14 protein-coding genes are annotated in these 13,582 nt (G+C 72.0%); 4 read left to right on the top strand and 10 right to left on the bottom strand.

What is annotated here, in order from left to right; all coding sequences use genetic code 11:
* Positions 1-88: 88 nt before the first annotated feature.
* The 5 genes from Q5H91_RS11255 to Q5H91_RS11275 all read right to left on the bottom strand — a co-directional run bounded on the left by Q5H91_RS11255 (position 89) and on the right by Q5H91_RS11275 (position 3,883).
* A complete protein-coding gene (locus Q5H91_RS11255) occupies positions 89-451 on the bottom strand; it encodes an HK97 family phage prohead protease (protein ID WP_305173501.1) in 363 nt (120 codons plus the stop codon).
* Positions 448-765: a DUF6127 family protein gene (locus Q5H91_RS11260; RefSeq protein WP_305173502.1), complete on the bottom strand. Its 318-nt coding sequence runs from the start codon at positions 763-765 to the stop codon at positions 448-450. Before Q5H91_RS11260 ends, Q5H91_RS11255 begins: the two co-directional genes overlap by 4 nt.
* A complete protein-coding gene (locus Q5H91_RS11265; RefSeq protein ID WP_305173503.1) occupies positions 762-1,868 on the bottom strand; it encodes a phage portal protein in 1,107 nt (368 codons plus the stop codon). Before Q5H91_RS11265 ends, Q5H91_RS11260 begins: the two co-directional genes overlap by 4 nt.
* A 138-nt stretch (positions 1,869-2,006) precedes the next feature.
* Positions 2,007-3,362 (bottom strand): DNA-packaging protein, encoded by a 1,356-nt coding sequence (locus tag Q5H91_RS11270; protein WP_305173504.1) that lies wholly within the window; start codon positions 3,360-3,362, stop codon positions 2,007-2,009.
* Positions 3,362-3,883: a hypothetical protein gene (locus Q5H91_RS11275; RefSeq protein WP_305173505.1), complete on the bottom strand. Its 522-nt coding sequence runs from the start codon at positions 3,881-3,883 to the stop codon at positions 3,362-3,364. The genes Q5H91_RS11270 and Q5H91_RS11275 overlap by 1 nt, the downstream gene beginning before the upstream one ends.
* Before the next feature lie 236 nt (positions 3,884-4,119).
* On the opposite strand from Q5H91_RS11275, the gene Q5H91_RS11280 reads away from it, so the two are divergent.
* Positions 4,120-5,742 (top strand): M20/M25/M40 family metallo-hydrolase, encoded by a 1,623-nt coding sequence (locus Q5H91_RS11280; RefSeq protein WP_305173506.1) that lies wholly within the window; start codon positions 4,120-4,122, stop codon positions 5,740-5,742.
* Positions 5,743-6,055: 313 nt separating this feature from the next.
* Here the strand turns inward: Q5H91_RS11280 and Q5H91_RS11285 are convergent, their stop codons facing one another.
* The gene (locus Q5H91_RS11285; RefSeq protein ID WP_305173507.1) at positions 6,056-6,775 is read right to left on the bottom strand and encodes an energy transducer TonB; all 720 of its coding nucleotides are present in this window, start codon (positions 6,773-6,775) and stop codon (positions 6,056-6,058) included.
* A gap of 64 nt (positions 6,776-6,839) precedes the next feature.
* Between Q5H91_RS11285 and Q5H91_RS11290 the strand changes: the two genes are divergently transcribed.
* Positions 6,840-8,699: an ABC-F family ATP-binding cassette domain-containing protein gene (locus tag Q5H91_RS11290; protein ID WP_305173508.1), complete on the top strand. Its 1,860-nt coding sequence runs from the start codon at positions 6,840-6,842 to the stop codon at positions 8,697-8,699.
* A 283-nt stretch (positions 8,700-8,982) separates the two neighbouring features.
* On the opposite strand, the gene Q5H91_RS11295 is transcribed toward Q5H91_RS11290, so the two are convergent.
* Both Q5H91_RS11295 and Q5H91_RS11300 read right to left on the bottom strand, forming a co-directional pair.
* A complete protein-coding gene (locus tag Q5H91_RS11295) occupies positions 8,983-9,660 on the bottom strand; it encodes an HAD family hydrolase (protein ID WP_305173509.1) in 678 nt (225 codons plus the stop codon).
* Complete coding sequence (locus tag Q5H91_RS11300) at positions 9,657-10,325, bottom strand: YggS family pyridoxal phosphate-dependent enzyme (RefSeq protein WP_305173510.1); 669 nt, start codon at positions 10,323-10,325, stop codon at positions 9,657-9,659. Before Q5H91_RS11300 ends, Q5H91_RS11295 begins: the two co-directional genes overlap by 4 nt.
* Before the next feature lie 22 nt (positions 10,326-10,347).
* Between Q5H91_RS11300 and Q5H91_RS11305 the strand changes: the two genes are divergently transcribed.
* Complete coding sequence (locus tag Q5H91_RS11305) at positions 10,348-10,851, top strand: thiamine phosphate synthase (protein WP_305173511.1); 504 nt, start codon at positions 10,348-10,350, stop codon at positions 10,849-10,851.
* A 284-nt stretch (positions 10,852-11,135) separates the two neighbouring features.
* Here the strand turns inward: Q5H91_RS11305 and Q5H91_RS11310 are convergent, their stop codons facing one another.
* The gene (locus Q5H91_RS11310) at positions 11,136-12,197 is read right to left on the bottom strand and encodes an oxidoreductase (RefSeq protein WP_305173512.1); all 1,062 of its coding nucleotides are present in this window, start codon (positions 12,195-12,197) and stop codon (positions 11,136-11,138) included.
* 32 nt (positions 12,198-12,229) lie between these two features.
* Entirely contained in the window at positions 12,230-12,910 is a 681-nt protein-coding gene (locus Q5H91_RS11315) for a hypothetical protein (protein WP_305173513.1), read from the bottom strand.
* 231 nt (positions 12,911-13,141) lie between these two features.
* On the opposite strand from Q5H91_RS11315, the gene Q5H91_RS11320 reads away from it, so the two are divergent.
* Entirely contained in the window at positions 13,142-13,576 is a 435-nt protein-coding gene (locus Q5H91_RS11320) for a DUF3576 domain-containing protein (protein ID WP_305173514.1), read from the top strand.
* The last annotated feature ends 6 nt before the right edge of the window (positions 13,577-13,582 follow it).

Genomic DNA, 13,582 nt, shown 5'->3' on the forward strand with positions numbered 1-13,582 from the left:
CGGAACGAAACCGTCCGCTCCCTCGCCAGCCGCGACACCCCTCCGGCGCTCGCGCGCCATCTCCCCTGCCAGGGGAGGATCCGGTTCGTCAGAAAACCCGCGTCACCCGCGCCATCGCCTGCATCGGCACCGCCACCAGGCTCACCTCGGCCAGCGCCACCCGCACCAGCTCGCGCCTGGCCCCCTGCCGCACGACCAGCGCCCGGTATCCCACCGACAGCCCGGCAAGCGCCCCCGCCCGCACCAGCCGCGCCGGCTCTTGCGCCGTGACCGTGGCCGTGATCCGCAAGCCGCGGTCATCCTCCCCGATCGCCTCGATCGCCCCCACAGGCGCACCGCGATGCCCCCACAGCAGCGGCACCGCCCCGACGCCCGCGAACGCGCCGCGCCGGAACACGTCGCCCGCCCGGTCGACCCGGTCGAACACCGCCGCATATCCCTCGATCCTCATCGCAGCAGGTCCTCCAGCCCCAGCCGCACCGCCAGCAGCGCGAGCAGCCCCGCCGCCGCCGCCCGCACGACCCACTGCACGCCGGCCTTCCCAAGCGCCTTCCACGCCGACGTCTTGGCGTCGCGCCACGCGCCCAGCAGGTCGCGCAACTCCGCCAGGTCCGCCTGCGCCCGCTCGTCGGCCAGTCCCAGCCGGGTCATCGCCCGGCTCGCCCCCAGCTCGCCCGCCTCCTCGGCGATCGCGCGCAGCGTCACCAGCGCCGCGCCCTCGCGCACCCCCGCCGCCATCAGCTGCGCCAGCACCTCGCCGCTCATACCAGCCCGAGAAGCCCGCGCTTCTCCTCCCCGGTCAGGAAGTCAGCACCGCCGATCGCCTGCCACTGCAAGGCGCGCTCCTCGGCCAGCACCGTCACCCGGTCGAGATTGACCGCCAGCCGCGCGCCCTCGAACCAGCCCGACAGCCCCTGCGCGATGCTCGTGAGCACCTCGTCCGCCAGCGGCAGCACCGTCATCCGCCACAGCGCCCGCCCCGCCTCGCGATAGTTCGCGTAGGTCGCGTCGCCCGGCAGCCCGAGCAGCATCGGCGGCACCCCGAACGCCAGCGCGATCTCGCGCGCCGCCGCCGCCTTGGTCCCGGCAAAGTCCAGCTCGGCCGGCGACAGGCTCAGCGCCTGCCACTTCAGCCCCCCTTCCAGCAGCATCGGCCGCCCGGCATTGCCCGCGCCCGAGAACGCATCCAGCTCCGCCTTCAGCCGCTCGTACTGCGCACTCGACAGTGCCGATCCGTCGCCCGGGTCATAGACCAGTGCGCCCGAGGGCCGCGCCGCATTGTCGAGCAGCCCCTTCGCCCAGCGCGCCGCCGCATTGTGGATCGCCACCGCCCCCGCCGCCGCACCCAGGCACCCCTGCCCGTAATGATCGTCGAGCGGATTGAAGCTCCTGATATGGATCACCGCCGGTCGCTCCGGACCGGCCGCCAGCCGCACCACCCGCTCGCCCACCTTGTACCGGTACGCCGCCGGCCAGCCGCCCGCGTCGGTCTCCACCGCGACCCGCTCGGGCCTGAGCGCGTACAGCTCGGCCACCTCGCCCTCGGCATCGCGCAGCACCTGGAGATAGGCATTGCCGTGGAGCAGCAGGTGCGCCGCCACCGTCGCCAGCAGCGCCTGTCCCCCCGACCGTGCCGTCGCCAGCGCCACCAGCGCCGGGTCCGACCCCTCCAGCGGCGCACCGGCCAGCGTGTCCGCCACCACCCGCACCGCACGCTGCGCCACGGCGTTGCCGGCGTAACTCTCCCGCACCTGCGCTTCATAGGATCGCGGCCAGGCGCTCAGGATCGGCACCCCCGACCGCGACACCGCCCCCGCAAGCGCCGGACGCGACTGCTCGCGCCCGGCCTTTCGACCGAACAATTTCATCTGCTTGTCTCCTGATCTTCCGTTCCCCGGCGAAGGCCGGGGCCCAGTTGGAACGGCTTCAGCGATGGAGGTGCGAACGTCCCCCACCTGGGCCCCGGCCTTCGCCGGGGGACGGGCCTGCGAAGCGAGCGCTCAGCCTCACCCCACCGCCCGCACCCCCACCTCGACCGTCCGCCCCAGCATCAGCGCCGCCACCGCCCAGACCAGCGCATCCGCCCGGTCCGGCGACCGGCTCGCACCCCGGTACCCAGCCGGGGTCATGCCACACAGCTCGTCCTCCAGCGCCGCGAAGTTCCCGACATGAAACACCCGCTTCGCCTCATAAAGTGCCGCCACCGGCTCCGCCCGCGCGCCCTTGGCCCGCACCGCATGGACCAGCCGGATCGGCAGGGTCGGCGCCACCGCGCGCAGCACGCTCTCGACCATGTCGCCGCCTTGGTTCTTCTCCACGACGACCCGGTCCGCGCCCAGCCGCTCCGCGCACGCCGCCACCGCCCGCGCCCAGCCCTCGGGGCTCTGCCCGCTCACGCTCGCATCCTCGACGACATAGCCGTGCCCGTCCTCGCCCAGCGCCACGCAGACGATCCCGCACGCGTCGCCCCCATCGTCCCTGGCCGACCCGGCGGGCGGATCGACCCCGACGACCACCCGGACAAGGGCCGGCGCCGCCGCAACCCGCTGCCGCTCCAGCAGCGCGCGCGTCCACAGCGCGTCGGCCAGGTCCTCGACCAACTCGCCGTCCAGCTCCTGCCGGCCCAGCCGCGATCCGGCATACATCGCCTCGTACCGCGCCCGCACCCCGGCCGACAGGTGCAGATTGTCCGCCGTCCGCCCGCGCGTCTCGACCGCGCCCGGCGTCGCCATCACCCGCCGCATCAGCACGGTCGGCTGCGGCGTCGTCGTCACCACCACCTGCGGCCGCTCGCCCAGCCTGAGGCCCAGCATCAGATTGTCCCACGTCGCATCGCCCCAGCGCCACTTGGCCAGCTCGTCACACCACGCCGCATGATGCTCGGGCCCGCGCAGCTTGTCCGGCGCACTCGCCGAATAGACGAACGCCTTGGCTCCCGATGCGAAATGCACCTCTCCCGCATCGCGGCGCCACACGATCGCCTCGCCGTGCCATGCAGTGGCGAGCAGCCCGGACGGTCCCTCGACCATCACCTGCCGCACGTCGTCGATCGACCCTCCGACCAGCGCGATCCGCGCCGTCACGTTGGCACGGGCATAGGCCTGCACCCATTCCGACCCCGCCCGCGTCTTGCCGAAGCCGCGCCCCGCCCGGATCAGCCACAGGTCCCAGTCGGTCCGCTCCGGCAACTGCCCCGGATGCGCCCAGAGCGGCCAGCAGTCGTGCAGCGTCCGCGCCATCCCGCGCGGCATCCGCTCCACCACCGACCGGCGATCCGCCGGCGCCAGCATCGCCAGCCGCTCCACCGCGTCGCGCAGCCCCGCCAGGTCGGCGCCGGCATCCTCCTCCTCTGCCTCCGCCATCAGCTGCCCCCCATCCGGCGCGCCACCAGCGCCAGCCGTCGCTCGATCTCGTCCCACACCCGCCGGATCGGCACATGCGCGACCTGCGCGCTCTTGCCGTAGCCGCTGCCCCCGGCCGCGGCCGCGTCGCGCCGCTTCAGCACCGTCACCGCCAGGGCGGGATCGAAGCCGCCTGCGCCCCCCGCTTCGCCGCGCGCCACCGCCAGCAGCTCGGCCTCGACCGCGTCATATCCATGCGCCAGCGCCTGCCGCCATGCCGCATCGAACGCCGCATCGCGGTCGCGCAGGCGATAGAAGGAGTCCCTTCCTGCCATGGCGGCATGGGCGGCGCGCTCGACATTGCTGGTTTCCGCCAGCACCGCCAGGAACCGCGCCCGCTTGGCCGCGGTCAGCCCGTCGCGCCGCAACCGCCATCCGCGGCGGTCGCGATCCCCGCGCGCCGGCATCGCCTCCGCATCCGGTTCTACCCCGCCCGGTTCCCGTCCGTCCGGCTCCGCCCCGTTCCCCATCGCCCCGCCCATGCCGCTCTCCCCCGCGCCCCCGCATCCACCGGACGCGAAAAGGGCCGGAAAACCGCCCGGAGAAGCCCCGCTTCCCCGAACCGCTCCGGCCCGTTCACACCATCTCGATGTTCCTGTTTTGTACACAGATAGCGTGACGCTGTCAAGCGGTTTCGCGTGTTCCCCCGCCTTGCGCCGACACCACGACACTCTATCCTCGCCGCGCCGGCACTGTGCGGCACCGGGGGATCTCAGCCATGCGTTCGCACATCCTGTCGCTGCTGCTCGCGCCGTTCCTGGCCCTGCCAGCCGCTGCCACCAGCCAGACCATCCCGCCCGAAGAAGCCCCCATCCGCGCCGATGTCGGCTTCCTCGCCGCCGACGCGCTTCGTGGCCGAGAGGCCGGCACCAACGACTTCGACGTCGCCGCCGAATATGTCGTCTCGCGCATGACCGCTGCCGGCCTCACCCCGGGTGCCGCCGGCCAGTGGCTCCAGCCGGTCGCGCTCGGCCGTGCCGTCGCCGCCACCCGTCCCGCCCTGGTACTGGTGAAGGGTGCCGCCGCGACGCCGCTCGTCTTCGGCACCGACTATGGCGGCGCGCCGGTCATCGCCGCGCCTGCCGCCGCAGCGGTTCGCCGCACGATCGAGGGGCGGCTGGTCTTCGCCGGCTATGGCATCGTCGATCCCGTGCTCGGCCGCGACGACTATAAGGGGCTCGATGCGAAGGGCGCGATCGTGGTGATGATGCGCGGCGTCCCCGCCGGCCTGCCCCGCCCGGTCGCCGCCGTGGTCGGCGACATGAGCCGCCGCGCCCGCACCGCCGCCGCGCATGGCGCGGTCGGGGTGATCTACGTCACCACCGACTTCCCGCCCGCCGAGTTCGCCGCGGCGGCGGAGCAGGGGTGGCGCATCGGCCGCACCCTCTGGCTGGCACCCGACGGCACCCCTCGCGACGAGGGCGCACCCGCCCTCGCCACCGTCACCACCGCCGGTGCCGCGAAGCTCTTCGCCGGCGCCCGCCTCTCGCTCCCGGCCATCGTCAAGGCGGAGGAGGCGGGCGGCCCCCTCCCCACCGGCCCGCTCGCCACCACCCTCCGCTACACCGCCGCCGCCCGGACCGAGCGGCGCGCCAGCGGCAACGTCGTCGGCCTGCTCCCCGGCAGCGACCCTAAGCTCGCGCGCGAATATGTCGTCATGTCCGCCCATCTCGATCACCTGGGCATCGTCCCCGGCCCGGACGGCAGCGACCGCATCGCCAATGGCGCGCAGGACAATGCGGTGGGCGTCGCGCTGATGCTCGACGTGGCGCGCCGCTTCCAGGCCGCCGGCATCCGCCCCCGCCGTCCGATCCTGTTCGTCGCGCTGACCGGCGAGGAAAAAGGGCTGCTCGGCAGCGACTATCTGGTCGCCCACCCGCCCGTGCCCGCCGGCGCGCGCATCGTCGCCGACCTCAACCTCGACATGCCCGTGCTGCTGTCACCGCTGCGGGACGTCGTCGCGCACGGCGGCGACCGTTCCACCCTCGGCCGCATCGCCGCGGCGGCGGCGCAGGCCAACGGCCTGACCGTCGCCACCGACTGGGAACCCGAGCAGGGCCGCTTCGCCCGCTCCGACCAGTTCAGCTTCGCGCTGGCCGGCATCCCCGCCCTTTCGCTAAAGGCCGGCCCCAGCGGCGGCAGCGACCAGAAACAGCGCGCCTTCGCGAAATCGACATACCACACGCCGCGCGACGACCTCACCCAACCGATCGAGTGGTCCAGCGCCCCCCTCTTCGCCCGCCTCAACACCGAAATCCTCCGCCGCATCGCCGACGCCGACGCCGCCCCGACCTGGAACGCGGGCGACTATTTCGGGGAGCGGGCGCGGCGGGGTGAATGAGACGTTTGGCGATTGACTGACGGGACGTGGTGGAGAGCGGAACGTCCGCTAATCTCTCCGAAAACAGAAAATGCAGACAGGTATCGGAGATAGCGCGAATAAAGCGAACACAATCGGCCCGCCAACATCACCGCCAAGGTCGAACCCAAAGAATGCGAAGGTGAACCATACCAAGGTCGCAATGACGAGCGTGTAACTTATCGCCGCAAATCGCGCCGTGGTGTCCACTGTTTCCTTCATCTTGGCGACGGTAATGGACCTGGAGGTGTATACAAGTGGGCGACACCCCCGCCACCCCATCCGGTCTACACCCCTACCGCTCGCCATCCCAAGCCTGGTCGATCAGGACCGTCGACTCGACCGGCCGCCCCCGCGCGTCCAGCCATGGCGAGTAGCGGAAGCGGCGCTCGATCAATTCGAACACCCGCGCATCCAGCGCCGCTATGCCGCTCGACCGCGCCGCGACACACCCCGTCAGCCGTTCCCTGACGGTCAGCGTGCACCGGACACTGATCGAGCGCCCGATCACCGCATCCCCCGCGACGTCCCAGCCGTCCTTGAAGCTCAGCCGCCCGCGCAGCCAGTGCGGCTCGGTCTCATAGCCCTCGCCGCCATCGCCGTCGCCGTCCCCGCCGCTGCCCCGCCCGTCGCCGATGCCGCCTGCGCCCGGTCCCGGTCCGGGCCGTTCCGCCGCGCCCTGCGTCGCCGCGCTGCCGGTGCCCGCCACCGGCGCCGCGATCACCGGCGGCGGCGGGACGACCGTTCGGACCGCCACGACCTCCGTCGCCTGCGATCGCAACCCCGGCGGCGCCGCGCGTCCTTCCGGCCGATGGCTGCGCTGGCGCTTGGGCACCACGCGCACCGGCGGCTCGGGCCGGGGCAGCACGTCGAACGTCGCCAGCGCCTCCTGCACCGCCGCCGTCCGCGCCACGCCCAGCCCGCTCGCCAGCACCCAGCCGATCGCCGCCACCACCGTGGCGGTCAGCGCCGCCGGGCCGATACGCTGGCGTAGCGGAACATCCTCGCCGTACATGCCCCTCGACTTGGGGCTTTTCCGCCCGGAGACAAGCGGCGCCATCGCTGCTAAGGGCGCGCCCATGCTCAATCTCAACGGCATCACCGTGCGCCTCGGCGGCCGCACGATCCTCGACGGCGCGTCGGCCTCGCTGCCGCCGGGCAGCCGCGTCGGCCTGATCGGCCGCAATGGTGCGGGCAAATCTACTTTGGTCCGGGTGGTTGCGGGCATGTTGGACCCCGACGACGGCGCCGCCGAGATGCCGCGCGGCAGCCGCCTCGGCTATATCGCGCAGGAGGCACCCTCGGGCGAGGCCACGCCGTTCGACACCGTCCTTGCCGCCGACACCGAGCGCGCCGCGCTGCTGCTCGAAACCGAGACGTGCGAGGACATGGACCGCCTCGGCGACATCCACGAACGCCTGCTCGCGATCGATGCCTGGGCCGCTCCCGCCCGCGCCGCGCGGATCCTCGTCGGCCTCGGCTTCGACGACGACATGCAGCAGCGCCCGCTCGACAGCTTCTCGGGCGGGTGGAAGATGCGCGTGGCGCTCGCCGCTCTGCTCTTCTCGCAGCCCGACGTGCTGCTCCTCGACGAGCCGTCGAACCATCTCGACCTCGAAGCCGTCCTCTGGCTCGAGGATTTCCTGAAGGGCTACCGCGCCACCATCCTGCTGGTCAGCCACGAGCGCGACTTCCTCAACAACGTCGTCGACCACATCCTCCACCTCCAGGCCGGCAAGCTGACGCTCTACCCCGGCGGCTACGACGCCTTCGAACGCCAGCGCGCCGAGCGGCTCGCCCAGCAGGAGGCGGCACGCGCCAACCAGGCGGTGCAGCGCGAGAAGCTGCAGGCCTATATCGCCAAGAACTCGGCCCGCGCCTCGACCGCCAAACAGGCGCAGAGCCGCCAGAAGATGCTGGCGAAACTCCAGCCGATCGCGGAGGCGTACAACGACCCGACGCTGTCGTTCGGCTTTCCCAATCCCACCGAGCTGCGCCCGCCGCTCATCACCCTCGACATGGCGACCGTCGGCTATGGCGAGACGCCGATCCTCAAGCGCCTGAACCTGCGCGTCGACCCCGACGACCGCATCGCGCTGCTTGGAAGAAACGGCAATGGCAAGACCACATTGGCCCGCCTGCTCGCCGCCCAACTCACGCCGATGGCGGGGGAAATGGCGGCGTCGGGCAAGATGAAGGTCGGCTATTTCACCCAGTATCAGGTCGAGGAACTGGACAGCAGCGACACGCCGCTGGAACATATGACCCGCACGATGAAGGGCGCGACCCCCGCCGCGGTGCGCGCCCAGCTCGGCCGGTTCGGCTTCTCGGGTGACAAGGCGACGACGATGGTCGGCAAGATGTCGGGCGGCGAGAAGGCGCGCCTCGCCCTCGCGCTCATCACCCGCGACGCACCGCACCTGCTGATCCTCGACGAGCCGACCAACCATCTCGACGTCGACGCGCGCGAAGCGCTGGTCCAGGCGCTGAACGACTATACCGGCGCGGTCGTCGTCGTCAGCCACGACCGTCATATGCTGGAGATGACCGCCGACCGCCTCGTGCTGGTCGATGGCGGCCAGGCGGGCGAGTTCGACGGCAGCCTCGACGATTATATCGGCTTCGTCCTGAAGGGCGACAGCGCCGCGCCCGGCGCCAGCAAGGCGGAGCGCAAGGCCGGCAAGAAGGCCGCCGCCGATGCCCGCGACCGCGAGGCTGCGCTCCGCAAGACGATCCGCGAGCTGGAGGCCGACACCGCCCGCCTGACCACCGAGCGCAACGCCCTCGACCGCGCCATGGCCGACCCCGCCGGTGCCGAACCACGCTTCAGCCGCCTGTCGATGAGCGACCTGTCCAAGCGCCGCGCCGAGGTGCAGACCAAGCTCGATGCGGTCGAGGTGAAGTGGCTGGAGGCGAGCGAGGCGCTGGAGACGGCGTAGGCCCTTCCTCCGTGTTCCCGCGCGGGCGGGAACCCAGTGCCTCGGAGAGCCATGATCGTCGCGTGAAAGGCCTGGGCTCCCGCCGGTGCGGGAGCACGAGCGGGATGCTAGGGCCGATCGACATTCGGCGTGGCAGCCCATGTTTCGTCATCCCCGCGCAGGCGGGGATCCAGAACCTCCGACGGTGCGGCTCTACAAGCCGCCTCAGCGCGTCTGGATTCCCGCCTGCGCGGGAATGACGACAGGCCTTTCCGAAGCCTGCGATGCTGAATGTCGTTCGGCCCTAAGCCACCAAGCCCAACACCCCTGCCACCGCGGCGAAATCCGCCGCCACCACATCGGCACCCAGCGCCCGCAGCCGCACGCCATGATCCGTCGCGCAGTGCCGCCCCGCGCACAGCCCGATCACGAACGCGCCGGTCTTTGCCGCACCCGTGACCCCGACCGGCGAGTCCTCGATGATCGCACAGTCGCCGATCTCTACGCCCAGCCGGTCGGCGGCATGGAGGTACAGGTCGGGCGCCGGCTTGCCGTGCGCGACATGCTCCTGCCCGGAATAGAGATGGTCGCCGAACGCATCCCGCAGGCCGATATGGCGCAGGTGCGCCTCGATCCACGGCGTGCGGCTCGACGAGACGATCGCGCGCGGCAGGTCGGCGGGCAGCGCCCGGACGAAGGCGACCGCACCCGCCACCTCGCCCACGCCCTCGCGCAGTGCACGCTCGTTCTCGATCTCGCGCGCCGCGGCGAACCCCGCCGGCATCGGTGCGCCGATCCGGCGCTCGATCGCACCGATGAACTCCGCACCCGACAGGCCCATGAAGTGCGTCATCGCATCGATCGGCGTCGTGGGATGCCCGGCTTCGGTCAGCCACTCGGCGACGTGGCGGTTGCCCGCCTCCTCGCTCTCGACCAGCACTCCGTCGAAGTCGAACAGGATCGCCTGCGGCCGAAACGTCACGCCCGCGCCCCGAACAGCGCGGTGCCGACCCGCACCTCGGTCGCGCCCAGCGTCACCGCCGTGTCCATGTCGCCCGACATGCCCATGCTCAGCCGGGTCAGGCCATGATCGCGCGCCAGCTTGGCAAGCAGCGCGAAATAGGGCGCCGGCTCGACCTCGGCCGGCGGCACTGCCATCAGCCCGACGACCGGCAGCCCGGCCTCTCGCGCCTGCGCCAGCAAGGCGGGCAGATCGGCGACCGCGCAGCCGCCCTTCTGCGCCTCATCACCGATATTGACCTGTACGAAGCACTCCGGCCGCCGCCCGCCCTTCGCCATCGCCGCGGCCAGCGCGGTCACCAGCGACGGGCGGTCGACCGAGTGGATCGCGTCGAACAGCGCCACCGCATCACCGGCCTTGTTCGATTGAAGCTGCCCGACCAGGTGCAGCACCACGTCCGGATAGCGCGCGCGCAGCGCCGGCCATTTCGCCTCCGCCTCCTGCACGCGATTTTCACCGAACACGCGCTGGCCGGCGGCGAGCAGTGGCTCGATCGCCTCTGCCTCTTGCGTCTTGCTGACTGCGACGAGCGTCACCGCGGCCGCCTCGCGGCCGGCGAGCTTTGCGGCGCGGCCGATGCGGTCGCGGATCGCGGCCAGCCGGCCGGCACTGTCCTGTTCGTCCATGCGCGCGCTATAGGCGAAGGCGATGGCGCACGCCTACCCCGAGTGCTGGCTGATGACCGACGAGCGCGCAGGCGACGCGCTATGGACGAGCTTACGCGCACTTCCGCCGGGTGCGGGCGTCGTCTTCCGCCACCATGCCACCCCGCCGGCGGAGCGGCGCGCGCTGTTCCTGCGCGTCCGCCGCATCGCCGCGGCGCGGCGCCTGTTACTCTTGGCCAGCAACCCGCCGCTCCCTGGCGCCGCTGGCCTGCACGGTCGGATCCGGGGCGCGACGAGCTGGCCCGCGCACGACCGGCGGCAGGCGCTGGCCGCCCGCCGTGCCGGCGCGCGCCTGCTGTTCCTGTCGCCTGCCTTCGCCACCCGCTCGCACCCCGGCGCCGCGCCGACCGGCCCGGCGCGCTTGGCGAGGATCGGCCGCGACACCGGCCTGCCGATGATCGCCCTCGGTGGCATGACCCCCCGCCGCTATCGCCGCGTGCGTGCGCTCGGCTTCACCGGCTGGGCTGCGATCGACGCGTGGCGCTAAGTGCATTGCTCAATGTCCGTCATCCCCGCGAAGGCGGGGATCCATAAACGCTGAGGTCACGGCTAGAGGAAAATGCGATCAGGACTGCACGCATCGAGCCCCTCCCCTTTAGGGGAGGGGTTGGGGTGGGGCGCCTCCCCGGGTGGCGCGCCTGCGGATACGCCCCACCCCCGGCCTCTCCCCTGAAGGGGAGGGGTGCTCAGTCGTGATCGCAAATGGCGCTAAAGCACCGGCGTTAGCGGCTCTGGATCCCCGCCTTCGCGGGGATGACGATCTGTTGTAACTTACTGGCTGGTAAACCCGGCCCGCTCCGCTGCCGTCAGGTCCAGCCCCACCCTGCGCCCGGTTGCGGCCGCGTTCGCCGCCGCCTCGATCACCGCCATCACCGCCAGCGCCTCGAGCGGGGGCACCGGATTGGGCCCATCGCCCCGCAATGCCGCCGCGATCCCGGCATAGTAACCGCGCTGGTCGCCCCTGTGCGCCTCCTGCTCCGTGACCCCGCCATCCCCGGCATGCACCAGCAGCGGGTCGTCATCCTTGCCCCAGCCCGCCGCTCCCGGCCGCATCCCCGCGAGCAGCTGCGCTTCCTGCCGGTCGCCGGCGCGCTTCAGCACGCTGCCCCGGTCGCCATGCACCACGAACCGCGGCGAGCCGCCCGCCACCAGCATGCTCGCGTGCAGCACCGCCCGCCGCGTGCCATAATCGAGCACGACATGCGCCCAGTCGGCGGCCAGCGCCCCGTCGCGCTGCATCGCGAGCGAGGCGGTGACGCCATCGGGTAGCCCGAACAGTTGCAGCGCCTGATCGACCAGATGCGGCCCCAGGTCGAACCACACGCCCGCACCCGGCCCCGCCCCCTCGCGCCAGCGCTGCCGCACGGTGGGGCGGAACCGGTCGAAATGCGACTCCAGATGCACCGCCCTGCCGACCAGCCCCGCCTCGATCGCCGCCCTGACACTCAGATAGTCGCTGTCCCAGCGCCGGTTGTGGAACACGGACAGCAGGCGGCCTCGCGCTGCGGCCAGCGCGATCAGCCCCCGTGCTTCGGTCAGGTTGAGCGTGAAGGGCTTGTCGACCACGACATGCTTGCCCGCGGTCAGCGCGGCCCGGGCAAGCGGCGCGTGGCTGTCATTGGGCGACGCGATCACCACCAGATCGACATCGTCGGCAGTCGCCACCGCCACCGGATCGGCATCGACCGCCGCTTCCGGCCAGTCCGCCCGCACCGCGTCCGCGTTACGCGACGCGACCCGGACCAGCGTCAGCCCCGGATCGGCCGCCAACAACGGTGCGTGAAAGGTCCTGCCGGCATAGCCATAGCCGATCAGCCCGACCCGGCGGATCATGACGTCAGAGCGGTCATCGCCGCCCCACGCGATCAGAAGCGGAAGGCAGTGCCCACATAGACCGCCTGGCTGTCGCGCCGCTGGTCGATCTGGGTCAGGCGGTCGCGATCGGCGCGATAACGGACGCCCGCGGTCACATCCAGGTTGCGCGTCAGCGAATAGGAACCGCCCAGATCGACCGAATAACCCGGCAGGTCGGTGACCAGACGCGGCGTCGTGCCGGTCGGACGATCCGCCTCCGCCTTCACGCGGCCGCTCCAGCGCGGCGCCGTGTAGCTGAGCGCGACATCGGCCGACTCGCGGCTACCCGGCTGGGCGGCCATATCGACGCGGCTCACGTCGCTGGCGATCGCGAACCGCTTCCAACCGACCGCGACGCCCAGATTATAGGCGATCGGCGCGATTCCGGTGGTCGCGTCGCTCGCCACGGCGGTCCGGTTAGCGACCCCGCGCGTCGTCCGCGCGCGGACTGCAACGGTCACCGCCCGCGAGTCGCGGCGCGACTCGGCCGGCGTGAAGCGGAAGGCGCTGCCCTCGAACCCGCCGCGCGCCAGCAGTGCCGCCAGACGCGGATCGCCAGATGCGGGCGTAAAGCCGCCGACCGCGCGCGGCGCGGGCTTGACGGCCTGGTGCGAAGGACGGTCGATCGCGCCGAAGGCGGGCGCGACGAGAGCGGCGGCGGCAACCAGTGCCCCCCCAGCGATCCCGATCATCCAGCGCCCAGCGTTCAACGTCCCGCTCCGATCCATCCTCAACCCCGAACCGCGTCTAGCACCGATCGATCCTCGCGCACCATGCCGGTCGGGCAATTTTGCGCGTGTGTTGCCGAGTTCCCACAGGTCGGACAATTTGCCTCCGCCCTCGCGTCCGGCGCCTGCGCTTGCCGGTTCACGGTCGGGGCGGTACAGGCCGGACGTCGCCCTCTGCCGCAGGATTATCCGCCCATGTTCCGCCGTTCGATTCCCCTGCTCGGGATGGCCGTTCTTCTCTCGCTGACCGCCTGCGCGGGCAAGGGCGACCGGCCCAAGGGCGATCTCGCCGCTTCGAAGGTGACGACGATCGGCGTCAATTCGTATCTCTGGCGCGCGACGCTCGACACGCTGTCGTTCATGCCGCTGGTCCAGACCGACTCGAACGGCGGCGTCATCGTCACCGACTGGTATGCCAACCCGCAGGCACCGGGCGAGCGGGTGAAGTTCACCGTCACCATTCTCGACCAGGATCTGCGCGCCGACGCGGTCCGCGTGGCGGGCCTGCGCGAGGTCAACCGCAATGGCCAGTGGGTCACCGCCCCGGTCACCGCCGCGACCACGCAGAAGCTGGAGGACCTGATCCTCACCCGCGCCCGCGACCTGCGCCGGTCCTCGATCGCCGGCTGACCCCGC

It is taken from the genome of Sphingomonas aurea, from assembly GCF_030678875.1.
In the GTDB taxonomy this organism is placed as follows: Bacteria; Pseudomonadota; Alphaproteobacteria; order Sphingomonadales; family Sphingomonadaceae; genus Sphingomonas; species Sphingomonas aurea.

What these genes read in the sequence shown, in the direction of transcription:
- Q5H91_RS11255 (WP_305173501.1), bottom strand. Translation starts at nt 451, where the DNA reads ATGAGGATCGAGGGATATGCGGCGGTGTTCGACCGGGTCGACCGGGCG.
- Q5H91_RS11260 (WP_305173502.1), bottom strand. Translation starts at nt 765, where the DNA reads ATGAGCGGCGAGGTGCTGGCGCAGCTGATGGCGGCGGGGGTGCGCGAG.
- Q5H91_RS11265 (WP_305173503.1), bottom strand. Translation starts at nt 1,868, where the DNA reads ATGAAATTGTTCGGTCGAAAGGCCGGGCGCGAGCAGTCGCGTCCGGCG.
- Q5H91_RS11270 (WP_305173504.1), bottom strand. Translation starts at nt 3,362, where the DNA reads ATGGCGGAGGCAGAGGAGGAGGATGCCGGCGCCGACCTGGCGGGGCTG.
- Q5H91_RS11275 (WP_305173505.1), bottom strand. Translation starts at nt 3,883, where the DNA reads ATGGGCGGGGCGATGGGGAACGGGGCGGAGCCGGACGGACGGGAACCG.
- Q5H91_RS11280 (WP_305173506.1), top strand. Translation starts at nt 4,120, where the DNA reads ATGCGTTCGCACATCCTGTCGCTGCTGCTCGCGCCGTTCCTGGCCCTG.
- Q5H91_RS11285 (WP_305173507.1), bottom strand. Translation starts at nt 6,775, where the DNA reads ATGTACGGCGAGGATGTTCCGCTACGCCAGCGTATCGGCCCGGCGGCG.
- Q5H91_RS11290 (WP_305173508.1), top strand. Translation starts at nt 6,840, where the DNA reads ATGCTCAATCTCAACGGCATCACCGTGCGCCTCGGCGGCCGCACGATC.
- Q5H91_RS11300 (WP_305173510.1), bottom strand. Translation starts at nt 10,325, where the DNA reads ATGGACGAACAGGACAGTGCCGGCCGGCTGGCCGCGATCCGCGACCGC.
- Q5H91_RS11305 (WP_305173511.1), top strand. Translation starts at nt 10,348, where the DNA reads ATGGCGCACGCCTACCCCGAGTGCTGGCTGATGACCGACGAGCGCGCA.
- Q5H91_RS11310 (WP_305173512.1), bottom strand. Translation starts at nt 12,197, where the DNA reads ATGATCCGCCGGGTCGGGCTGATCGGCTATGGCTATGCCGGCAGGACC.
- Q5H91_RS11315 (WP_305173513.1), bottom strand. Translation starts at nt 12,910, where the DNA reads ATGATCGGGATCGCTGGGGGGGCACTGGTTGCCGCCGCCGCTCTCGTC.
- Q5H91_RS11320 (WP_305173514.1), top strand. Translation starts at nt 13,142, where the DNA reads ATGTTCCGCCGTTCGATTCCCCTGCTCGGGATGGCCGTTCTTCTCTCG.